The sequence below is a fragment of the Antarcticirhabdus aurantiaca genome (genome assembly GCF_009765365.1).
GTDB lineage: Bacteria > Pseudomonadota > Alphaproteobacteria > Rhizobiales > Rhizobiaceae > Antarcticirhabdus > Antarcticirhabdus aurantiaca.
Genome location: NZ_VTOM01000015.1, coordinates 130,628 through 152,051 on the forward strand (window position 1 = coordinate 130,628; position 21,424 = coordinate 152,051).

At 67.0% G+C, this 21,424-nt stretch carries 24 protein-coding genes and 1 pseudogene; 14 read left to right on the top strand and 11 right to left on the bottom strand.

The features are described 5' to 3' along the window. Nucleotides 1–7: 7 nt before the first annotated feature. The gene (locus FZN60_RS18070) at nt 8–1,015 is read right to left on the bottom strand and encodes an adenosine kinase (RefSeq protein ID WP_158874934.1); all 1,008 of its coding nucleotides are present in this window, start codon (nt 1,013–1,015) and stop codon (nt 8–10) included. A gap of 87 nt (nt 1,016–1,102) precedes the next feature. On the opposite strand from FZN60_RS18070, the gene FZN60_RS18075 reads away from it, so the two are divergent. Further along, the gene (locus FZN60_RS18075; RefSeq protein ID WP_158874891.1) at nt 1,103–1,864 is read left to right on the top strand and encodes a sulfate transporter family protein; all 762 of its coding nucleotides are present in this window, start codon (nt 1,103–1,105) and stop codon (nt 1,862–1,864) included. Here FZN60_RS18075 and nth read toward each other — a convergent pair. After that, nucleotides 1,815–2,576, bottom strand: coding sequence for an endonuclease III (gene nth, locus FZN60_RS18080; RefSeq protein WP_246726931.1), 762 nt, complete (start codon nt 2,574–2,576; stop codon nt 1,815–1,817). The two genes, FZN60_RS18075 and nth, sit on opposite strands and share 50 nt — an antisense overlap. Nucleotides 2,577–2,799: 223 nt before the next feature. Between nth and FZN60_RS18085 the strand changes: the two genes are divergently transcribed. From FZN60_RS18085 to FZN60_RS18105, 5 genes are all read left to right on the top strand, one after another. Beyond that, entirely contained in the window at nt 2,800–3,324 is a 525-nt protein-coding gene (locus FZN60_RS18085) for a DUF2244 domain-containing protein (RefSeq protein ID WP_158874893.1), read from the top strand. A 138-nt stretch (nt 3,325–3,462) separates the two neighbouring features. Next, the gene (locus FZN60_RS18090) at nt 3,463–4,341 is read left to right on the top strand and encodes a methylated-DNA--[protein]-cysteine S-methyltransferase (protein WP_158874935.1); all 879 of its coding nucleotides are present in this window, start codon (nt 3,463–3,465) and stop codon (nt 4,339–4,341) included. A gap of 97 nt (nt 4,342–4,438) precedes the next feature. Further along, nucleotides 4,439–5,164, top strand: coding sequence for an endonuclease III domain-containing protein (locus FZN60_RS18095; RefSeq protein ID WP_158874894.1), 726 nt, complete (start codon nt 4,439–4,441; stop codon nt 5,162–5,164). Nucleotides 5,165–5,590: 426 nt separating this feature from the next. Next, nucleotides 5,591–5,896 (top strand): nucleoside deaminase, encoded by a 306-nt coding sequence (locus FZN60_RS28970; protein WP_246726933.1) that lies wholly within the window; start codon nt 5,591–5,593, stop codon nt 5,894–5,896. 1,450 nt (nt 5,897–7,346) lie between these two features. Then, nucleotides 7,347–7,700 carry a hypothetical protein gene (locus FZN60_RS18105; RefSeq protein ID WP_158874895.1) on the top strand — a complete coding sequence of 118 codons (354 nt, stop codon included), beginning with the start codon at nt 7,347–7,349 and terminating at the stop codon, nt 7,698–7,700. Between the two features lie 398 nt (nt 7,701–8,098). On the opposite strand, the gene FZN60_RS18110 is transcribed toward FZN60_RS18105, so the two are convergent. From FZN60_RS18110 to FZN60_RS18130, 4 genes are all read right to left on the bottom strand, one after another. Then, a complete protein-coding gene (locus FZN60_RS18110; RefSeq protein ID WP_158874896.1) occupies nt 8,099–8,305 on the bottom strand; it encodes a hypothetical protein in 207 nt (68 codons plus the stop codon). A gap of 695 nt (nt 8,306–9,000) precedes the next feature. Continuing rightward, nucleotides 9,001–9,213, bottom strand: coding sequence for a hypothetical protein (locus FZN60_RS18120; RefSeq protein ID WP_158874898.1), 213 nt, complete (start codon nt 9,211–9,213; stop codon nt 9,001–9,003). 411 nt (nt 9,214–9,624) lie between these two features. After that, nucleotides 9,625–10,410, bottom strand: a complete 786-nt coding sequence (locus FZN60_RS18125; RefSeq protein ID WP_158874899.1) for a glutaredoxin family protein — start codon at nt 10,408–10,410, stop codon at nt 9,625–9,627. A gap of 16 nt (nt 10,411–10,426) precedes the next feature. Beyond that, nucleotides 10,427–10,939 (bottom strand): DUF305 domain-containing protein, encoded by a 513-nt coding sequence (locus tag FZN60_RS18130; RefSeq protein ID WP_158874900.1) that lies wholly within the window; start codon nt 10,937–10,939, stop codon nt 10,427–10,429. A gap of 171 nt (nt 10,940–11,110) precedes the next feature. Between FZN60_RS18130 and FZN60_RS18135 the strand changes: the two genes are divergently transcribed. From FZN60_RS18135 to FZN60_RS18150, 4 genes are all read left to right on the top strand, one after another. Then, entirely contained in the window at nt 11,111–12,208 is a 1,098-nt protein-coding gene (locus tag FZN60_RS18135; protein ID WP_246726934.1) for a mechanosensitive ion channel family protein, read from the top strand. After that, the gene (locus FZN60_RS18140; protein ID WP_158874902.1) at nt 12,205–13,461 is read left to right on the top strand and encodes a DUF2254 domain-containing protein; all 1,257 of its coding nucleotides are present in this window, start codon (nt 12,205–12,207) and stop codon (nt 13,459–13,461) included. The genes FZN60_RS18135 and FZN60_RS18140 overlap by 4 nt, the downstream gene beginning before the upstream one ends. Nucleotides 13,462–13,605: 144 nt before the next feature. Continuing rightward, nucleotides 13,606–13,836: a hypothetical protein gene (locus FZN60_RS18145; RefSeq protein WP_158874903.1), complete on the top strand. Its 231-nt coding sequence runs from the start codon at nt 13,606–13,608 to the stop codon at nt 13,834–13,836. Nucleotides 13,837–13,839: 3 nt separating this feature from the next. Then, nucleotides 13,840–14,538, top strand: a complete 699-nt coding sequence (locus tag FZN60_RS18150) for a LysM peptidoglycan-binding domain-containing protein (RefSeq protein ID WP_158874904.1) — start codon at nt 13,840–13,842, stop codon at nt 14,536–14,538. 18 nt (nt 14,539–14,556) lie between these two features. On the opposite strand, the pseudogene FZN60_RS28975 reads toward FZN60_RS18150, so the two are convergent. Beyond that, a pseudogene (locus tag FZN60_RS28975) lies at nt 14,557–14,938 on the bottom strand (cation:proton antiporter domain-containing protein); the annotation flags it as partial. A gap of 643 nt (nt 14,939–15,581) precedes the next feature. Here FZN60_RS28975 and FZN60_RS18155 point away from each other — a divergent pair. Beyond that, nucleotides 15,582–15,884, top strand: a complete 303-nt coding sequence (locus tag FZN60_RS18155) for a hypothetical protein (RefSeq protein WP_158874905.1) — start codon at nt 15,582–15,584, stop codon at nt 15,882–15,884. Here the strand turns inward: FZN60_RS18155 and FZN60_RS18160 are convergent. Both FZN60_RS18160 and FZN60_RS18165 read right to left on the bottom strand, forming a co-directional pair. Beyond that, nucleotides 15,875–16,576, bottom strand: coding sequence for a Crp/Fnr family transcriptional regulator (locus tag FZN60_RS18160; protein ID WP_158874906.1), 702 nt, complete (start codon nt 16,574–16,576; stop codon nt 15,875–15,877). The genes FZN60_RS18155 and FZN60_RS18160 overlap by 10 nt on opposite strands. Before the next feature lie 203 nt (nt 16,577–16,779). Next, nucleotides 16,780–17,451, bottom strand: a complete 672-nt coding sequence (locus tag FZN60_RS18165) for a PRC-barrel domain-containing protein (RefSeq protein WP_158874907.1) — start codon at nt 17,449–17,451, stop codon at nt 16,780–16,782. Between the two features lie 204 nt (nt 17,452–17,655). Between FZN60_RS18165 and FZN60_RS29180 the strand changes: the two genes are divergently transcribed. From FZN60_RS29180 to FZN60_RS18175, 3 genes are all read left to right on the top strand, one after another. Next, the gene (locus FZN60_RS29180) at nt 17,656–17,781 is read left to right on the top strand and encodes a hypothetical protein (protein ID WP_255476055.1); all 126 of its coding nucleotides are present in this window, start codon (nt 17,656–17,658) and stop codon (nt 17,779–17,781) included. 18 nt (nt 17,782–17,799) lie between these two features. After that, a complete protein-coding gene (locus FZN60_RS18170) occupies nt 17,800–18,144 on the top strand; it encodes a DUF421 domain-containing protein (RefSeq protein ID WP_246726936.1) in 345 nt (114 codons plus the stop codon). Nucleotides 18,145–18,586: 442 nt separating this feature from the next. Next, nucleotides 18,587–19,087 carry a DUF29 domain-containing protein gene (locus FZN60_RS18175; protein WP_158874908.1) on the top strand — a complete coding sequence of 167 codons (501 nt, stop codon included), beginning with the start codon at nt 18,587–18,589 and terminating at the stop codon, nt 19,085–19,087. Nucleotides 19,088–19,261: 174 nt separating this feature from the next. Here the strand turns inward: FZN60_RS18175 and FZN60_RS18180 are convergent, their stop codons facing one another. Both FZN60_RS18180 and FZN60_RS18185 read right to left on the bottom strand, forming a co-directional pair. After that, on the bottom strand, nt 19,262–20,515 hold the full coding sequence (locus FZN60_RS18180; protein WP_158874909.1) for a DUF6035 family protein: 1,254 nt from the start codon (nt 20,513–20,515) through the stop codon (nt 19,262–19,264). After that, nucleotides 20,512–21,321 (bottom strand): OLD family protein, encoded by an 810-nt coding sequence (locus FZN60_RS18185; RefSeq protein WP_158874910.1) that lies wholly within the window; start codon nt 21,319–21,321, stop codon nt 20,512–20,514. Before FZN60_RS18185 ends, FZN60_RS18180 begins: the two co-directional genes overlap by 4 nt. Nucleotides 21,322–21,424 lie beyond the last annotated feature (103 nt).

Genomic DNA, 21,424 nt, shown 5'->3' on the forward strand with positions numbered 1-21,424 from the left:
CCTTTCCTCAACGGTTCAGGATGGCGCGCACCTCGGGCCGGTCGGCGAGGCGCTCGAGGGGCCGGGGCCCGAGCTGGGCGATGACGCGCCCGGCGGCGATGACGCCGAGCTGCGCGCTCTGGCGATGGTCGAGCCCGGCGGTGTAGCCGCGCAGGAAGCCGCTGGCGAAGAGGTCGCCCGCGCCCGTCGTGTCGACCACCTCGGGAACGAGCGTGGCGGGCACGACGACGCGCTCGTCGCCGTCCGCGATGACGCAGCCCTTTTCCGAGCGGGTGATGCAGGCGAAGCGCTTCACGTCGGCAGCGAGCCGCGATGCGGCGGCGTCGAAGTCGTTCTTCTCGTAGAGCGCCAGGAGCTCGGCCTCGTTGGCGAAGACGATGTCCACCGTGCCGGAGCGGATGAGCTCCAGGAACTCGTCCCGCCAGCGCAGGACGCAGAAGGCGTCCGACAGCGTCATCGCGACCTCGCGCCCCGCCTCGTGGGCGATCCTGGCGGCGAGGCGGATCGCCTCCTTGGCGCGGGGCGGATCCCAGAGATAGCCCTCGAAATAGGTGACGCGGGCGGCCGAGACGGTCTCGGCGTCGATGTCCTCGGGGCCGAGCTCGACGCAGGCGCCCAGATGCGTGTTCATCGAGCGCTCGCCGTCGGGCGTGACGAGGATCATCGAGCGCGCGGTCGGCGGGCCGCCGGCCGGCAGCGGCACCGTCTCGAAATGCACTCCGAGCGCCCGGATGTCGTGGGTGAAGATCGCGCCGAGAGCATCGTCCGCGACCTTGCCGATATAGGCGCCCGTTCCCCCGAGGCTCACAACGCCGGCCACCGTGTTGCCCGCGCTGCCGCCGGAGGCCTCGATCGCCGGCCCCATGGCGGCGTAGAGCGCTTCAGCCCGCTCGGCATCGATCAGCGTCATCGCGCTCTTGTCAATGCCGTGATCGCTCAGGAAGCGGTCGTCGGTGCGGGACAGGATGTCGACGATGGCGTTGCCGATCGTCAGGAGGTCGAAGCTCTGGGCCATCATGCGCCTTGTGTCGGGGCCGGACTCGCCAGCCCTAGTGCCAATACCGCATTGCGGCAAGCGACCGCGCGCCCTACCTCGGGTTCCATGATCCTCAGCTCCGCCCGGCTCGCCCTTCTCGACGTCGTCTCCCCGCCCTTCCGCTCGGCGCTGTGGAAGGTGCTGGGGCTGACCGCCCTCGTTCTCGTCGGCCTCTGGTTCGCGATCTCGGCGCTGTTCGAGCGCGTCGCGATCCCGTTCTTCGCCGGCTTCGTGCCGGACATGCCGGCCTGGGTCGACAATGCCGGCCCCTTCGCCTCCGTCGCGGCCGGCATTCTTCTCGCCTTTCTTCTCGCTTTCCTGATCGCGCCGATCTCGGCGCTGATCGCCGGCCTCTTCCTCGACGACGTCGCGGAGGTCGTCGAGCGCGAGCGCTATCCCGGCCAGCCGACGGGCGTTCCCCTGCCCTTCCTCAAGAGCCTTCTCCTGTCGGTGAAGTTCCTCGGCATCGTGGTTCTCGGCAACCTCTTCGCCTTCGCGCTGCTTCTGGTGCCGGGCGTCAACTTCGTCGCATTCTTCGCCGTCAACGGCTATCTTCTCGGGCGCGAATATTTCGAGTTCGCCGCCTATCGCTATCGGCCGGAGCCGGAAGCGCAAGTGCTGCGGCGACGCTACCGGGGCACCGTGTTCTTCGCCGGCCTCGTGGTGGCGTGCTTTCTGGCCGTTCCGATCCTCAACCTCCTGACGCCGCTCTTCGCCGCGAGCTTCATGGTGCATCTCCACCAGCGCGTCTCGGCTCGGGAAGGCGGCCTGACACGGCTCAGCCCGCCACCCGGTCCTGCGGCACGCCTTGGAGACCCGGGCCGCTGACGGGCAGCTCCTTCAGCGGCGCCGGCACGTCGTTCCACTTCTCGTCGGCCCGGCACAGGTCCGCGATGACGCAGATCCCGCAATCGGGCTTCCGCGCCTTGCAGACGTAGCGGCCGTGAAGAAGGATCCAGTGGTGGGCGTTCTTCAGGAACCCCTCCGGGATGATCTTCAGGAAGCCCTCTTCCACCTCCTCCGGCGTCTTGCCCGGCGCGAGCTTCAAGCGGTTGCCGAGCCGGAAGATGTGGGTGTCGACGGCCAGGGTGTCCTTGCCGAAGCCGGTGTTGAGGATGACGTTGGCGGTCTTGCGCCCGACGCCCGGCAGCGCTTCCAGCGCTTCGCGCGTGTCCGGAACCTTGCCGCCGTAGCGCTCGACGAGGATCTGCGACAGGCGGAAGACGTTCTTCGACTTGGCGTTGGCGAAGGTGATGGTGCGGATCGCCTCGCGGATCGCGTCCTCGCCGAGCGCCACCATCGCGGCCGGGTCGCTGGCGCGGGGAAACAGGCCCCGCGTCGCGCGGTTGACGCCGGTGTCGGTCATCTGGGCCGACATCACCACCGCGACGAGGAGGGTGTAGAGGTTGGTGTGCTCCAGCTCCGTCGTCGGCGACGGGCGCTGCACGGCGAAGCGCCGGAAGATCTCCGCCACCTCCTCCGGCGAATACGGAATCGGTGCCGCCCCGCTCGCCGCCTTGGTCTCGACCGCGCGCTTCACGCCGGCCGCCTTCGCGCCTTTTACACCCTTCGCGGGCTTCGGGGCCGCCGCGCCCGCCTTCGGCTTCCCCGCTTCCGCAGCGCCGCCGCTACGCTTTGCCGCGCCGCGCGGCCTTGTGCCCTTCGCCGTCTCCGTCATGCTTATGCCCCGCTTCTGCCGCGCTATGTGAACCGTTCCAAACCCTTCTGGAGCCGCACCGGTCCGGCGTCGAGGAATAACGGATATGGAGCAGCCAGTTCCCCCGCCCGCCGGCCGCGGCGAAGACGACGACGCGTCCCGCGCGGAGGCGCCGATCTTTCGCGCGCTGCTCGTGCCCTATCGATCGCTCGGGCGGCGCGGCTTCACGATCATGATGGTGCTTCTGGGCATCGTCAGCCTCGTTTCGGGCGTCGCCTTCCTGGCCAAGGGCGCATGGCCGGTCTTCGGCTTCTTCGGGCTCGACGTTCTTCTCGTCTGGCTCGCCTTTCGCGCGAGCTATCGCTCGGGCCGGGCGCGCGAGGAGGTCGAGGTGTCGCGCACCGACGTCTCGATCCGCAAGATCTCGCCCGAGGGCCGGGTGCGCGAGGCGAACTACAATCCCTTCTACGCGCGGCTGGCCGTGTCGCGCCACGAGGAGATCGGCATCACCCGCATGGCCGTCACCGCGCGCGGCCAGGCGACGGAGGTCGGCGGCTTTCTCAATCCGGACGATCGGGAAAGCTTCGCCAGCGCCCTGTCGAAGGCGCTCTCCACCGCCCGCGGCCGCTGAGCGCGCGTTTTCGCGAAAAACGGGTGGCGAGAGTGCCCCCGACGGGCGCATCGTCTGCGGCGAAGGAGAACCGCGACCATGCTCGACCTGTTGGACTTCGACCGCAGCGCCCCGGCGCCGGCCCCTCTCTCCCCAGCCATGACCAACGCTCCCGTTCCCCTCGCCGCACCGGTCGGCGACTACGAGATCGTGCGCCGCGCGATCGAGATGATCTCCGTCAACTATCGCGACCAGCCCTCGCTCGAGGACGTGGCGGGCGCGATCGGCCTCGAAGGGCCGGCGCTTGAGCGGGTGTTCCGCCGCTGGTCGGGCCTGACGCCGAAGGCCTTCCTCCAGGCGATCACCCTCGACCATGCGCGGCGCATCCTCGGCGAGGGCGCCTCGCTCCTCGACGCCGCCTTCGAGGTCGGCTTCTCCGGTCCCTCCCGCCTTCACGACCTGTTCGTCAAGCACGAGGCGCTCTCCCCCGGCATCTTCAAGGCCAAGGGCGAGGGAGCGATCCTCGCCTACGGCTTCGCCGACACGCCCTTCGGCCGGGCGGTCCTCGTTTCGGCCGACAAGGGCCTCGCCGGCGTCGGCTTCTGCGACGCGGGCGAAGGCGGCGACGAGGCGGCCATGGCCGACATGCGCCGGCGCTGGCCGCAGGCGGCCTTCGTGCCGCAATCGGCCGAACGCACCGCGCGCCTCGCAGCCCGCGTCTTCTCGCCGGAGGCCTGGAACGGGGCCGACCGGCTGCGCATCGTCCTCATCGGAACCGACTTCGAGATCCGCGTCTGGGAAGCGCTTCTGAAGATCCCGCTCGGCACCGCATCGACCTACGGGACGCTCGCCGAGAAGATCGGCTGTCCCAAGGCGGCGCGGGCGGTGGGCGCGGCGATCGGCCGGAACCCGATCTCCTTCGTCGTGCCCTGCCACCGCGTGCTCGGAAGCGGCGGCGCGCTCACCGGCTACCACTGGGGCGTGACGCGCAAGCGCGCCATGCTCGGCTGGGAAGCCGGCCTCCTCGCCCGGGACTGAGAACACGGCCGAAGCGGGCACCGGGACGCCCTGCCGCATCGCGGCGGCAGGCACCCGCCCTATCTCGACGCGGATCACCGTTCGAAGGTCAGCGTCCATGTCCACCCCCCGCCCCGCCGCTTCCGCCAGGACCCGCAAGCCGGGGGCGCGCGTGGGCGCAGAAGCCGAGGGCCTTCTTCCCCCGGACGAGGTGGAGGAAGCGTTCCGCCGCTTGAAGGCGCATATGCCGGGACGCGCCCCCGGTGCCAAGGGGCCCAAGGACCACCGCGACCCGTTCCGCTCCGTCGTCTCCTGCATCCTGTCGGCCCAGAGCCTCGACCGCAACACGGCCAAGGCGGCGGACGCGCTCTTCGCCCTCGCCAAGACCCCGCAGGCTCTTCTCGCCTTGCCCGAGGACGAGATCGCGCGGGCGATCAAGCCTTGCGGCCTCTACAACACCAAGGCGCGCAACCTGAAGCGCATGGCGCAGGCGCTGCTCGACGAGCACGGCGGCGTGGTGCCCCAGACGCGCGAGGGGCTGATGAGCCTGCCGGGCGTGGGGCGCAAATGCGCCGACATCGTCATGAGCTTCACCTTCGACGCCGACGTGATCGCCGTCGACACCCACGTCCACCGCGTCTCCAACCGCATCGGCCTCACCCGCTCGGCGAGCGCCGACGGCACGGCCGACGGCCTCGCCGCCCGCGCGCCCGTCTGGGCGCAGACCGACGGCCACTTCTGGCTGATCCAGTTCGGCAAGGCCGTCTGCCTCGGCCGCCGCCCCCGCTGCGAATCCTGCTTCCTCACCGACCTCTGCCTCTGGTTCTCCGCCAACCGCGCTTAGGTGCCTTGAGGCGTCAGTGGAAATGACTCTGGAACCCATAAAACAGACTCGATCGACGTGAATAGCTGACTCACCCCTACAAACGCGTTGAGCCAGACTGAGGTGCGGAAGTCGCCGACGCCCGGAGCCCGCCGATCAAAGAGGTGCCCGCCTCGGACTTCTTGAAGGCTCCATGCGAGTTCGAGACGTTCCGGCTTGCCGCTGAGAAAGGGCATCTCGTGCGGCCATGGACATCCAAGTCCGCGTCGGAACATGCCGATCGAACGAACCGAGCGTCCGATCCCTGCGACGACCGAATACAGCGCTCAACCGCAGTCGTTCACTTCGCCGCCGCTCGGTCCAGTTATCGCTATATCGGTCCAGTTATCGCTATAAAGGTGACGTTTGCGGACGGCTTCGGGGCCGTCGAGTGGCGGAGGAAGGTCCATGATCGACGAAAGCGACCAGCGGCATCTCGAGCGCTGCGTCCAGCTTGCCACCGACGCCCTCGAAGCCGGCGACGAGCCGTTCGGCTCGATTCTCGTCTCCGCCGACGGCGAAACGCTGTTCGAAGCCATCAACGAGGTCGGCGGTGAGGATGCCACGCAGCATCCGGAGTTCGCCATCGCGCGCTGGGCGGCCGAGCACATGCAGCCTGCCGAGCGCGCCGCCGCCACCGTCTACACCTCGGGCGAGCACTGCCCGATGTGCTCGGCCGCCCACGGCTGGGTCGGGCTCGGGCGCATCGACTAAGCGTCCTCGGCGGCGGCGCAGCTTGCCGGATGGCTCAAGGCGGCCCGCGCCAAGCCCGGTCCGGTGCGCTTGCTCGCCATCAACGAGGTCGTGCCGGGCATTTCGGTCGACGGATCCGACGAGACGCTGTTCGAGAAGGTGCGGGAACTGCACGAGAGAATGCACAACATGCATGTCGGGTGAAGGAGGCGGGACTCGAGTAATTCCGACGCGCTGTCTGACCAACACGCGGGAAATCGGTGTCGATACGTGCAGGCTGGGTTTGTCCAGCATCGGTGCGGCTTGGATCCCTCAGCGAGTTCGTCGGGAGCAACGCTGTCAGACATGCATGATCCGCCGGCGCGTCGGATGGCGGAGCGACCTCATTCACCTGCATCCGATTACAGGAGTTCCGTCCTACACCGCAGCCAGGTCGACACCGTCCCGTCCTCCGTTCCGCCCGACCTCCCGGATGCGATCGGCTCCTTGTCGGATCCTCGTGTCCGAATGGGATGGAACTGGGTTGTTAGGATCTACGACGTATGACGAGATCACGGTATGGCACGGCTCCCATCACAACAGGACCTTTGGAAACGGCCGCCTCTCCGAAAACTACAATGTCGTCGGCCGGTCAGCTCCACGCCGTCCGGCCAGTTGGTCGGAGGGCACGGGTGGCGTCGTTGGGTTGGTATCGTTTCGATGGAAAGGATTGGTGCTTCGCCGTGACTCGTGGGGGTGTCGCCCTGCGAGCTTTTAGCGGCCCCGACGCCGAGAACGACGCCCTTTGCGAGCTCCCCAACGACGAGTTGGTGGAACTCCAAACCGAGGCACCCACCCATTTCGATTGCTTGGCGCTGACTGCGGAGCTGGATGATCTCTCGAGACCCACCGCATATGACGGCCTCATCATTGTGCGACCGACCGCCGGACCCCACCGTTCGATTTACCTGTTCAATCCGGACGGCTCGACAATCGAGGGTAAGTTCGCGAGCATGAGACAGGCGCTTGACGGGGTGTCATCCCTAAGCTCCGGTGGTTACCGCAGGTGATCACCCAGGCTCCGGCAATCGAATGATCCCCCATTCGATCCAGCGGCGATTGGCAGGGTTGGTCATGTCGAGGAGACTTCGCGGCCCATTCGATCGCTCGAATTCAAATGCCGCCTGCGACCGCTGGACGAGAGCGCGGTACGATGACGACACTCTGCCGATCCCGCAGTTCTCCACGGACGAGCCGAAATCCCTGATCTGATTACCAAGCGAGACGAAATCGCGGCGACGCTCAGCGTTCAACATCGCCGCAAGTCGGGTCCGAACCTTGACGGCGGCGGACCCATCCGAGACTTCACCAGGCATCACACCTCTCCGCTTGTGCACTTCCGAACGTTCGGCAGGATGCCGAGACCATCGATGATCGATGGTGGCGGGCTCACAGCCATGGAACAAACTGAAGGAAGTCGAACGGCATCACCATGGCCGAGGCCCATGCCGTATTGGGCATCCCGCGCCACGTCCTGCTTGCCCTGACGCGCTTGGGAGCGATCGACTGCCGACAGGAGCGGAATGCGAAGAACGGGCACTTGCAGACGTACGTCGCGCGCGACGAACTCGACCGGTTCCTGAAGGAGTACGCGCCGCTCTCCGAACTCGCCACGGGAGCGGGTGTCTCGCCCAGGCTGGTAAAGAACCGCCTCAAGGAAGCCGACATCGAGCCGGGTTTGGACGTTGAGGCCGCGCTTGCGGTCTTCTACCGCCGCCATGACCTTCCGGATCTCGGAAGCATGACCTGGGTTCCAAGGCTGGCCGGACGCGCGGTACCGCGTTGAAACAGCGCGGGAGCCCGAAGATGCGGCAGTACCGCAGAACCGGACCGCGGGCAGGATTGAACGGCCGACCGCCCGCGGACGCGCGGCATCGAGTGCACCGCGCGCCGCGACAGGGAACCGGCAGGCGCGCCCATTGTCGTACCTGGTGTGGTTTAGGTCCAGGGTTCGATGCCGATCGGCATGTTAAGCTGTTGGATGAGACAATACATGTGTGTCATCTCGTGACGCCGATCAGCACCCTGGACATGGTTAATGCCGGGTTAAACGGACACGGAAGGCGCATTTACCAGCCATCCTGTCCGATGCCCTCATTCCTAAGCCGGACCGTCCGCACTCACCCACGCGTCAACCTGGAACATATCCGGAACAAAGTCCACGGGGTGAATGTCGGCGTGCAGCTACACACCGATCGACGCGACGGCCCCTCGCTCGAACCGCCCGAAACATAACGGGAGCGCAACCTGCTGCTCGGCGAGGCGTCCTGGCGACGTCCCGATCGGCGCGCCATCCCGCTCCTCGGAGTGCCAGCCTCCGGCATCGATCATCCAAGCACTATCCGCGCGTGAATTTTCCTCAACGGTGACGTCGTTCAGCGGGAATGCCAAGCTGGCTCCTCCTGCGCCGCCGTCGTGAGGCGATCGCAGTGCGCCTCCTCCTGTTCTAAGGCGGCCTCGGCTCCTACGCCCTCGCCGCCGACCGGTCGGTTGAGGTCCCGCAGGTCGGGCGGAGACCGACCCGCGGCAACTGCCTTCATGCAGCGGCAGGATCGACACGGGATCGCGGATATGGACGACACGGAGAAGACGCCGAGGATGCAGCCGCTCGGTGAGGATCACGGCACGCCCGGCCACCAGGAGCGGCCGCCGAGCGAGGACGAAAGGCTGAAAAAGTCATTGGAGGACAGCTTCCCGACCTCCGATCCCATCCAGCCGAGCCGCATCGACGGCCCCAGCAACCAAGGGCGCGCCGTTCCCTCGATGGTGGCCCGCATGCTGGAACCACAATGCGAAAGCCCCGCTCGGCCGATGCCGGGCGGGGCGAAGTTCGTCGTTTTGGGGTGCCGGGGTTTGTGGTGGATCGAAACAAGCATGCAACGGGGATGCGTGAAGGCGGCTACTCCTTGTAAGGCTTGCCCCCTTCCTGGTCGCCGTCTCGCCCGGTCTCAGCCCGACCCTGCGCCTGGTCATAGCCGTCCATCCAGCTCATCCAGGCTTCCGAGTCCGCGTCGTGCGGATTGGAGGTCCGTTCCCGTCCTGCCTTGAACGCGGCCGCACCCTCGTCGCGTCGATTCTCGCTCGCGTCAGGCAAGATCGCTCCCCTGCGCTCCCGTTGCACCGCCAGCGCGGCTCTCGTCCGGCTCGCTCGTCTCCCCGGGGCGCCCCTCCGGAACTGCGGGAAGGTCGTGGTTGGGCGCCGGCTCGTTGTCGGGGCGACCGACAGCGTCGTCGCCTCGTTGGCCGGGCAGGATCGGGTCGGGTAGATCCTGACCGGGCGTGCCGAAGGTGTTGGACATGGTGGCCTCCTGAGTGTCGCGTAGGAAGCCGCGGCTTCCTCGCCTCGTTCCCGGATGACGATGCAGGTAATCGCTGGCCACGACGTGATCGCAAGACCGCTTCGGACTCAAGATGAAGGGAACGCGCCATCGCGCCTAGCGCGGCTCAAGACGAATCGTGGGGCGAGGCTTGGAAACCTGCGGCCGACAAGGTCCTGCGGATTTCGGCCTCGCCCGCAGGCGCCCTGCGCCTCTGCGCCTTCCGAGATCGGGACGAGGTAGACGTCGAATTCGCGCGCGGTCGGATCGGCAAGGCGGAGCATCCGGCTTGGATGCCCGCGAGAAGGTAGGGAGCGATCCGCATGCTCGGAATGTGGCCATACGAACCATCCGCCTCAACGCTGCTCTCGCTCATCTCAGGATGAGCGCTCCTCAAACCATGCGCAGCGCCATCCACAAGGCCATGCCGACCATCATCAGGTTCTCGGTCAGGGAGACGAAGCCGAGCGGCACGTTGGAATCGCCCCCGACGCAGGCGCATCTCAGCTCCCGCTTGTCGATGTAGACCGCCTTGAACACAGAGAAGGCGCCCACCGTGCCGAGGAAGAAGGCAACGGGAATCGAGATCCAAGTCAACGCCCCCGCGATCATCAGGACGCCCGCTAGCGCCTCGCCGAAGGGGTAGAGGTAGGCGTACCGCACCCAGCGCTGTGCCAGGAGGTCGTAGCCGAGGAACATGTTGGAGAAGCCCTCGACGTCGCGCAGCTTCTGGACGGCAAGGAGGCACATGGCAATGGCGACGAACCACTCGGCCGCCCGCCCCGTGGCGAGCGTGCCGAAGGCGGCCCAGCTTGCCGCCAGCGCCATGAGGGCGGCCATCGCGAAGATCGCGAACACCGGCTTGTAGGTCACTGCCTTCGGGTCGGCGACCGCCCTGCCCAAGTGCCGGCGCAGGTCGTCGTAGCCGCCGACGCGCCGGCCGTCGATGAAGGTCTGCGGCGTCGTCTTCACGCCGTGCTCGGCCTTGAAGGCGTCGGTCTCCTCGCGCGTCGTCAGCCAATGGTCTTCGATCTCGAAACCCGCGCGCTTCAGGAGGTCGACCGACTTCAAGCCGAAGGGACAAAGGTGCTTGGGCATCACCATCCGGTGGACCACCGCCTTGCGGTCACCGACACGAGTCTGCCCGGTCGTGGAACGATCGAATGTCGTCGTGCTCATGACGGTTCTCCCGATCTCAGTTCCCGCCTGCGGCTGCGGCTTCGGACATGCGCGGAGCGATGTCGGGCGCGTCTGCGGCGGGCGGACTTGTCTCAAGGTCCGCGATCAGCCGCTTCATCTCGGCGATCTCGCGCACCTGGGCCTCGATGATGCCGTCCGCCAACTCGCGCACGCGCGGATCGCGGATGTGCGCCCGCTCGCTCGTCAGGATCGCGATCGAGTGGTGCGGGATCATCGCCTTCATGTAGGACACGTCCGAAACCGTCTCCTGGCTTCGCACCAGAAAGAGCGACCCGCCGAAGACGATAATGCCGGCCGCGACGATCGCCGCGTTCGCGCGCCTCTTCGGATACATGCCCCACATGAAGCCGATCATGATGAGGGCCATGGTCGCGCCCATGAGGAGCGCCATCCAGGTCCGCGTCTGGCTGTAGAAGACGTGATCGAGCGCGAAGGTGTTCAGGTACATGAGCGCGAACATCACGACCGTCGAGGTCGCGATCATCGCGGCGAAGCGCTTGTAGGTCATGGGCATTCCTTCCTGTTTCGGGCCTGCCCGCGAAAAGCTGGAGCTTGCCACGTGGGAAGGTCAAGGATCGGCGGAGGACGCCGTTCCGTCGCCTCGGACAGACCTTGCTCCATCTAAGAGCGTCGGCTTCGATGGCCGATTGCGATGTCACGGCACGAAGGTAGGCCCCTCATGTTCGAAGCCCATGCGCAGACACCGTCTGTCCCGAGCGAGCCCGCGACGGTCGATGCGCTGGCCGCGACGGCGCCGGATACGGTAGAGGAGGCCGTGCGCGTCGACCCTGCCTTCGTCCTGTCGAAGGTCGAGACTTGGATCGTCGGCTTTCAGCGCCTGCTGCCCAACATCCTCGTCGCGCTCGTCTTGTTCGCGGTCGTCTTCGGCATCGCCTGGGTGGTGGAGCGCTCGTTCCGGCGCTGGGCGGACAAGCACGACCGCTCGAACCTCGGGGCGGTGCTCGGGTCCTTCGTCAAATGGGTGATCCTTCTCGTCGGCGGCCTCCTAGCGCTGACGATCGTCATCCCCTCGCTCAACCCGGGCGACCTCATCGCGGGCCTCGGCATCGGGTCGGTGGCGATCGGCTTCGCCTTCAAGGACATCCTCCAGAACTGGCTGGCCGGCCTCCTGATCCTGATCCAGCGCCCGTTCGGGGTCGGCGACCAGATCGTGGTCAACGGCTACGAGGGCACGGTGGAGTGGATCGAGACGCGCGCGACCATCATCGCCATGTACGACGGCCGGCGCGTCATCATTCCGAACGCCGACGTCTACTCCAACGCCGTCACCGTCAACACGGCCCGCCCGACGCGCCGCTCGCAGTACGATGTCGGCATTGGCTACGGCGACGACGTCGAGGCGGCGCGGGCCGCGATCCTCGATGCGATGAGGAGCGTCCACGGTATCGAAGCCGATCCCAAGCCGGAGGTGCTGGTCTGGGACCTCGCGGGATCCAGCGTGAACCTTCGCGTCCGCTGGTGGACCAACTCCAAGCGCACGAGCGTCGTCCACGTCCAGGCCGCCGTTCTGGAGGCGATCAAGGGCGCTCTCGACAGCGTCGGCATCGACATGCCCTATCCGACGCAGGTCGTCCTCTTCCACGACCAAACCGAGGAGACCGACGGCATCCGCGGCGAGCAGCGGGAGGGCTGGCCGAAGCGACCGGGGCGCGAGGCGCCCCGGTCTGTCCGGCAGCTCGCCGCAGGACGTAGGACGGATCGATCTGACGGTGAAGCCGTGCCCGGCAGCCGCGGTGGAAACGGGAGCCGCCCGTGACCTCGCGCTGGTACTGGCTCCTGCGGCGCTTGTCGCGCCGCATCTGGGTGCGCGCCACCCTGTTCTCGCTCGGTGGGGTCGTCACCGCGCTCGCCGCCACCTGGCTCAGCCCTTACATCCCCTACGACCTGCCGACCAAGATCGGCTCGGACGCGGTCGACAACATCCTCGGCATCATCGCCTCCTCGATGCTGACGGTGACGACCTTCTCGCTGTCGACGATGGTGTCGTCCTATTCGGCAGCCACCAACAACGTGACGCCGCGCGCGACAAAACTCGTGATCGAGGACACCACCACTCACAACGTTCTGTCGACCTTCATCGGCTCGTTCCTGTTCAGCCTCGTTGGCATCATCGCGCTCTCAACGGGCCTCTACGGCGACCAGGGCCGAGTCATCCTCTTCGCGGTGACGATCCTCGTGGTCGTCGCCATCGTTGTCACGTTGCTGCGCTGGATCGACCACCTGTCCAGCCTCGGGCGCGTGACGCAAACCACCGAGCGGGTCGAGGCCGTGGCCTTGAAGGCGATGCGCGAGCGCCAGGCGAACCCTCACCTCGGCGGCTCGCCGCTCGATGACCCTTCAACGATCCCGCGCTCGGCCCGGCCGATCTTCGTGAATGTCGTCGGCTACGTGCAGCACGTCGATGTCAGGGCTCTGGCAGGACTCGTCGATGACGGATCAGGGCGGATCTATCTTCGCTGCATTCCCGGCGACCTTGTTGACCCAACTGCGCCGATCGCAATGGCCGACGGCCTCGACGTGGAGAACCAGGAGCAGCGTATCCGGGATTGCTTCTCGATCGATGACGTACGCTCCTACGACCAGGATCCGCGCTTCGGCGCGTCGGTCTTGACCGAGATCGCCAGCCGCGCCCTGTCGCCGGGCATCAACGATCCGGGTACCGCCATCGACGTCATCGGACGGGCGGTGCGTCTCCTGACGGTCTGGAGCGAACCGCTCGAGGGTGCCGGCGAGGTTGCGCACCCGAACGTCTTCGTGCCGTCGATCGCGATCGGCGACCTCTTCGACGACTTGTTCACTCCCATCGCGCGCGACGGCGCCTCAACCGTCGAGATCGGCGTGCGTCTCCAGAAGGCGTTCCGCACGTTGGTACGATACGGCCGGGACGGCTTTGCCGAAAACGCACAGCGCCACTCCCGCGAGGCACTCGAGCGTGCCGAGGTGGCGCTCGCCATTGAGACGGACAAGCAGCGGCTCAGAGCCCTGGCAGACGAGGTCGCGAGCACCTGATGATCCGGGACGACGCATGTTTGCGACGACCGAGCCGCCCCTCTTCGCGCTCAGCTAAGGGATGGGGCATCGGCCAGCGGTGATGAACCATTTCATCGATCGAAGGCTTACCCATTCGACCCGTTCAAATGAAAGGACCAAACCATGGACGACCGGAACAAGCCGACGAACGCCTCGAACTCCGACGCCGGCATCACCGAGACCGATCTCGCGCAGGAGCGCATGGGCAACAACCAGATTCAGGGCAATGACCAGGAAAACGTCCACAACCAGCGCCAAGCCGTTCCCGACGTGAAGACGGAAACGGAGGGCGTTGTGGAGAGCTTCGAGAACATGGATCCCGAGACGCGGGCGAAGCGCGAAAACGGAGGTTGACCCATGCCCAAGCCAGTCATCCTTGCCGTCGCAATGCTCATGTCCGGCGTGTCTATGGCCTATGCACAAGGCGTTGCCTCGCCATGCGGGGACAGCGTCGAGGTTCGGCGTGGCGACACGCTCAGCGCCATCGCCGAGCGGTGCAATGTCTCGGAGGGCAGGCTCCTCGCCGCCAACCCCATGCTCGACGGCTCCGGCGATCTGATCATTGGCCAGAGCATCTCCACGCGGTCCGCCGCCCGGCAGGTGGGCGAACGTCTCTGGAGCGATGTCAAGGGTGCGGTCGGCCAGACGAGCGAAGCGCTTGAGGGCGTCGCAAGTGGCTTGAACGCGACGGCGCAGGACATCCTCGACAAGAACCCCGACCTTCGCTCGAGGGTCGAGAGCTTGGGATCGAGCCTTGGCGTGACCGGGAACGGAGCGTCCGGCGCGCCGACGGTCGAGGTGACGCCGCAGCCCCAACAAGCGGCAGTGGACGTCATGGTTACGGGCTTACCCACGCAGTCAACGGTTCGCATCAATGTCGGGCCCGCCGGCGCGGCTTCGCAGGAGGTTGCTGAGGCACGCACGGGAGCCGATGGTACGTTGCGTCAGAGCGTACCGTTGCCGGACTGGCTCCCGGATGGGAAGCGTGTGGTCCTCACGATCACCGACGGAGAGCGAAGCGTCATGGCGCGTTCTGCCCCGTTCGACGCGGAATGAGGCGAACGCGCCCGAAGATCAGTCCCGTGCTGTTCCCGGCCACGTCCGCCGGGCCACAGCGCCGAGCGTCAACCCCTGCGCCACGATCGTGAACAGGACGACGGCGTAGGTCGCCGCAAGGATCGGCGACTTGGCCGGGTCGTCCGGCAGCGATAGGGCGAGCGCGACCGAGATGCCGCCCCGTACGCCCCCAAGTCAGGAACGGGATGTTGCGGGCCGAAAGGGATCCAGTCCAGCGGAACAGGAGAACTGGGGTAGAAACTGCGACCAGTCGTGCGAGGAGGACGATCGGTACGGCCACGATCGCGAGAACGCTCGTGTCGGCCGCGAAGCGCAGGATGACGACCTCAAGCCCGATCAAAAGGAACAGGACCGAGTTCAGCACCTCGTCGATCATAGAGCTGGCGCAGGCGCTCGCGCCAGGGCGAGCGGAAATGCTCCTCGTGCGTTGGATCGGCGTGGCGCGCGGCGAGGAGTGCCGAGACCGTAGGACCGTCGCCGTGCGGCTGCTCGACGGCCGCTTCGTGTGGAGGCTGTGTGTCCACCCTCATGCTTCCGTTCTCGGCGAGCGGGCTCCAAGGAGCCGCTCGACCCATGTAGATAAGTCGTGCCGCGTCATGTCCAGCGCCGCCCTCGCGACGGCGCAAGGACAGGAGCGACCATCCTCGCCATAAGCCTGACCTTTCGAGCCGCCGGCTGGCGATCATCTGCCGATCCTGCGGCCAGAGCCCCGGATCGTAATTGGCAGGACGTCTCTCATGCAGCCGCGTGGCAGCCGACCCAAGACCTGGACTTGGATTTCGAGCCGATGTTGGTTCGTTCGCGTACCATGTTGGTTCGTTCGCGTACCCAAGACAGGCGACGTCCGGTTGATCGGCGATCCACTGCCGCGTAGCCTTTCCCATGTCCTCATCTGGTGAACGCATGCACTGGATGATTGGTGTGGCGGCATGGGAGGCACTGCCGCCACACCGCCTCTCCGATTGCTCGGCGAGGCGGCTTTCATCGAAGCCACGGAGCCAGAAGCGTGGAGGCACCCCAGGATGCACGTCGTGGATCGGGAACGCGCATCCCTGCTGAAGGACTTTCTGCGCTTCAACGTCTTCCCACCCTCCTCCGCTGAGGCGGAGATCGTCGGATTGGTCATTCGGAACGGCCTCAAGGGCTTGTCGCCCGACCAGATGGACCTTTGGCACGAGCGGGTACTGCCGGTGGTCAGCCGCCCTTTGGTCGAACAAATCCCCGATTGGGTGTTGGTGCAGAAGATGACGCAGACCTTCCAGCGCAACGCTGCGGATGCGATTGGCAGTCGCCCGCGCCGACGGCAAGGACGGGGTCAGTCATAGATCGCCTGGTTGGCCGCCCGCATGATGCCGTAGCACTTGCAGCTCAGCTCGACGAGCGCGTCCCTGTTCTTGATGCCGATGCTGCTGCGGCCCAGGTCCACCAAGCCGCTCTCCGCCATCCTGTTGAGCGCGACCGTGATGCTCGCGCGCCGGGTCCCGATCAGGCGCGCGAGCGTCGAGTGGGTCAGCGGCAGAGCGTCCTCGTCGAGCCGATCCTGTGCCGATAGGAGCCAGCGCGCCAAACGCTGCTCCACCGAGTGCCGGGTCGCACAGGCGAGCGCCTGCCCCGTCTGGATGGCGATCGAATGGGCGTAGCGCAGCATCAGCCGTTGGAGCTCGGGATGGTGCGCGAGGAGGTCCTGAAAGGTGTCTGCCGAGAGCCGGAGCGCCTCGCCGCCGATGCTGACTACGCGCTTGAAGGGCGAGCTGGCGCTGCCGAGAACGAGCGGCAGGCCGACGAAGCCCTCATGGCCAACCAGCCAGATCTCGATGTCCCGGGTCGTATCGACGTCCGCAATGACGGACACGACGCCCCGCTCGATGAAGTAGACGTGCTCGAACGGCAGACCGCGCATGTGCAGGATCTGCCGCTTGGACAGCTTGAACGGTTCTGCTTCCGACAATACGGCCTGCGCGACCGGATCCGACAGGAAGCGCAGGAGCGAGTTTCGGCTTTCGGGCGGAAGGGACATGAGGACTTCGATCGAGGTTCCGTCGGGTGGTCCACGCCGGGTGATGGTTCGATAGGGTCAACCGGCATCCTGGACCCACGGGTCCCCCTCCCGGAGCTGAACCGCCGCGAGCGCATTGCGGAATTGATGCGGGTGACGGCCCATGGTGACGCGACCCCTTGGCCGCGTCACCATGCGAGATCAACTGACGGTGCCGACCGCTCTCAGTTGTCGACAGACTCGAAGGGCGGCGCGGCCTCGAGCTGCTCGCGCGTGTAGTCGATCTGGATATGGTCGATCCGCCCGCCGGTCCAGCCCCAGTTCGTGACACGCGGGGACGTCGTGTTGGCGGAAGCTGTCGTGGTGTTCATCCCATCGGGGCTGGTCGCCCCCGGGCTCATGCCCATCGTGCCGGGCTGCACGCCCATCGTCGCCGTCCCCGCGGTGCCTGCCGCCGGCTCCGTCGTGGTGCCAGGCGTGACTGACGCCGTGCTGGCAGGGTCGACGGTGGTCCCACCGGTGTTGGAGGCCGTCGCCTGGGCATCCTGTGCGAGGACGAAGCGCATGGCATCGGAAGGAATGGCGACTTCCTTGTCGCCGATGCCGAGGAAGCCGCCGACTTCGACCACGACGCCGATGACCCGGCCCTGCTGATCGAGAAGCAGGTCCTCGACCTCGCCGATGTCCTCGTTTGCGGCACCGACGACGTTGGCATCCATGAGGTTGGAGCCGAGCATCTGGTCGGCCTGTTGAATCGTGAGGAAGCTGCCCTGCGTCGCAGCGGCGTCCCCAGTGTTCGAGGGCTGCATGGGCTGGGTGTTCGCTTCTTGGGCGAACGCGCCCGCGCTCATGGCAAGGGTGGAACCGAGCAGCGCGGCGGCAAAGGTCCTGATCATGGTTGCTCCTTTCGATCGGAAGGTATGCAAGGCCAATCCCATCGGCGTCCCACCGTTCCTGTATCCGTCGGCCGAACTTGGTCCGCGAGCGTACCGATCGTCAGCCGTTGCTCGAACATTCCAGGTCCAAGCCCCCTGACGCTTCGTCCGCCGGCACCATCCTGAGGCATGGGCGCAGGCGCGACCCAGCAAAGGAGCGCGATCGTGGATTGGAAAAGCATGGTGTTCCAGGACTGGCAGGGCATCGTGAGGACGCTTATCGTCGGTGTCCTCGCCTATGTCACGCTCGTCCTGTTCCTCCGGATTTCGGGCAAGCGGACCCTCGCGTAGCTGAACGCTTTCGACCTCGTGGTGACGGTGGCGCTGGGATCTACGCTTTCCGCCATCCTCCTTCAGGAGTCGATCGCGCTCGCAGAGGGCACCGTCGCTCTCGCGCTTCTCATCGGCATGCAGTTCCTGGTGGCGTTCACGTCCGTCCGCTGGAAGGCGTTCGCCCATGTTGTACGGTCAGAGCCCGCCCTCCTGATGCGGCACGGTGAATTCTGCGGGGGCACCATGCGCTCCGAACGAGTGACCCGGGACGAGGCAATGAGTGCCTTGCGTTCGAGCGGCGGGCAGGACCCGTCGCAAGTCGAGGCCATGGTCCTGGAGAGCGACGGCACAATCAACGTCGTCTTGCGGACGACGGTATGAGGTCCGATCGCGCTCAGCGGAGTCTACGAAGAGCTTCCTCGGCCGTGCATCGGTGCGCAGCTTCGATGCCGATTGGCGCGGTGACCTGTCGGGCGGATTTGCCTCGGATCGGTCGCCGCGCATCGCCGGTCACCACAAGGGAATCCAAGGCGGCGGCGATCGTGGCTCCGCACCCTTTCGCCCGACGGAGGAGGCAGCGGCCCGACGTGATCGATCTGTCGGCGGAAGGCTCGACGGGATGGCACCGGCATGTCCGGTGAGCCCCTCCCCTCTCGACGCCGCGCCGAGGTGCGACGAGCCGACCGAGGAGCGCCGATCCCCAAGACGCCCAATGTGGCGGAACCCGGGGCGACGAGTGCGATATGCGGCCCTCCCTTTGCTCCGGCGCCGGCGTCTCCTATGATGCTTCGGCACCCCGGCTGCCGGGACGGAGAGGGACGACATGAGCGCAGCTTACGAGGCGGACTTCTTCGCCTGGACACAGCAGCAGGCGAGCTTGATCCGCAAGATCCGCCTGTTCTGCCCGCGGCTTCCGACGGACATCGACCTCGACAACATCGCGGAGGAGATTGCGGACTTGGGCAAATCCCATCTCGATGCGGTGCACAGCCAACTGAGGAACATCCTTGTCCATTTGCTGAAGGCCGCGGCGGATCCGGGCTCTCGTTCCCTCGACCACTGGAGGACGGAAACGGACGGTTTCCAGTCGGAGCTGCTGGTGAAGTACTCGCCCTCGATGGCGCGCAAGGTCGAGATGGACCGGACCTGGAGACTCGCGAAGCGCAACGCCGCCAGCGCGCTTCGCGAACATGGCCGGGAACTGCCGCAGGGACTGCCCGATGGATGCCCGTTCGAGCTCGAGGCCTTCCTGGGCGAGGACTTCGACTTCGACGTGACGTTGGTGAACCTCGTCACGTTCGCGACGGCGCACGCCCCCCGCTGATCCGACGGTTTCCGGAGCGCCGGGCGACGGCCCCTGTCACCAGCCCCTGCACCACGACGGCGAAGAGCACGAGCGCGTCCATGGCAGCGAGGACCGTCCCCGCGACAGGTCGCGCGTCCATCCGGCGGCCCCGTCGTCCGACGCTGGCGAACTCGACGCCCGGGGACGCTGGCATCATCGGCTGGGCGGGGATTCTTGGAACCATTCGGGATAGAGCAGCGCCGCGACCCCTCCCACGGGGCCGTCACGGGTCTCCTGCCCCTCACCGCGCGACCTCGCCTTCAGCTTCCTGGCGACCTTGGGATCCTCCAGCACGTCGGTCCTGCCACAGGATGCGAGGGCGAACCGCGCCAACCGAGCGTAGCGGTGCCGGCGGCCCGGTTCGAGGAAGGTGTGCAGCAGCGCCCGCAGGTTGTCTTGCGCGCTGGCGATCGGTCTTCCCTCGTGAACCGACGCGAGGAAATCCAGGACGCTCGCCAGGTCGCGTCGCGACGGCGGCGAGCCTGCCGGGGACGGGGCACGCGCCAGGAGTTCGGCGACCATCTCGGCCTCCTCCGGAGGTTCGGACCGGTCTTCCCTCCGGCTCTCCGCCCAGCGTCTCCGGAAGCCGAGGTGCCAGGCCGCCGCCCGGTCCGGCAAGTGGGCGAGGCCCCTCGCGGGCCAGTCGAGGTCATCGAGGCCGCAGAGTTCCGACGTCCACGCCCCATCCGCGGAGCGGCGGAACGCCCTGACGGTGAAGCGGCCGCTGCGCTCCGCCGCCGAGAGGACCTCCTCGTCCAACGAGAACAGGGTTCCATCGTGGGAGTGGATGATGTCCTTGAACGAGGCCGGGATGAAGCGGGCGGGATTGAACGACCAGGTCAGCCAGAGAAGCGATCGGCCCTCTCGGGCGTAGAACTCCTCCCTCGCCACGATGATGGGGACCTGGGTCGTTGCGAGCTGTATCTCGAACGCCAGCGGACGCCCCGAGACCATCGCTCGGACATCTGGACGCCGCCTTCCGTCCGCGCCCGCGAGGTAGCGGTCGACGACGACTGAGCCGCGTTCGGTCGCCGGATCCCGCTCGAGCATCTCCGCGACGGCCTCCTTCACCCGGGCATGCAGGGGGCTCTCCTGCGCGCCGCGGAACTGGAGCGCGCTGACGCGGTTGACGCTCAACGGGTTCCCGGTCCACCAGGGGCAATCGGCCGGGGCACCTGCGCGATGCCGCCAACAGGGTTTCCGCGTCGCGGGCACCAGCGGGGCGTAGACCGAATGGCCGCAATGCGCGCAGGCGAAGGTGACCTCGCCCCTCAAGTGGGCTCGGGTAACCTCGTGGCGCAGCGCGTAGTACTCCGGCTCCGGCATCGCTAGGAGGTCGTCGCTCGTCACCGGGCGCATGTCGCGCAGGTCCACCGCGGTCCGGAGCGTCCGCTTGTTGCGCGTCATGGGGCCACCGGGCGCGCATAGGGGTCCGGACGCCGGGAACATGCGACGGGACGTCGGGCCCTCCGGGACAACGCGACGTGGGGGTTCCCGGCCGACAGGTCGTCGGCGTCGGGGACCACCGTCACGTCGGCCTCGAGCCCCTTCAGCAACACCGACAGGGCGTTGACCGAAGCCAGCGCATCGGCGAGCTCGTCTACCGCAGCGGTTTTCACCGGGGACCTCGCCTGGCGCGCGGCGCGCGACATCGCCCATGACACGTCCGCCCGCCCGTCGGACAGCCTGTTCAGGATCGACGCCCGCGACCAGCCGAGACGGTGTCCCCCGGTGCCCGAGAGCCGGATATGGGAGAGCCTGCCCCTGTCCCGCCACGCCAGCGACCGCTCCAGGGCCGCGCGCGCGGCACGACCGGAGACGAGGGACCGGCGCGGCTCGAGATCGTCGTCGACGCGGAGTTCGACCGTCAGCACGGTCTCGAGACCGTGGCCGGGCTCGTCCTCGACGGTTTCCGGGCACGGGCCGCCCCCCCTGAGACGGTGACCGTGCGCCTCGAGCGAAAGGAACTCGGACGGGCGGTCTCCCATCGTCACGCGGATCGCGACGTGCCGGTCGCAGTCCAGCCGGTGGAAGTCGGCGCCCGCGAACTGCGGTCTCCGCCGGGCGCCCGCGCCGAGGTCGATCGCCTCGAGGCTGGTCGACCTCCCGCCGTCCCCGGGTCCGACCGGGCAGTTGAATCCTCCCGACGGGTGCCATTCAAGGGAACGGATCCCACGGAAGTTCTCGATCTCCGATTTCCGGATCCTGGTCATGCCACCGATTCGCGCCGTTTCGACACGGGAGCTTACGATCCCGCCGCCGGAACGTAAGTCCGACCGTGCGCCCGTCGCGCATCGGGTATCGCCACGTGGCACG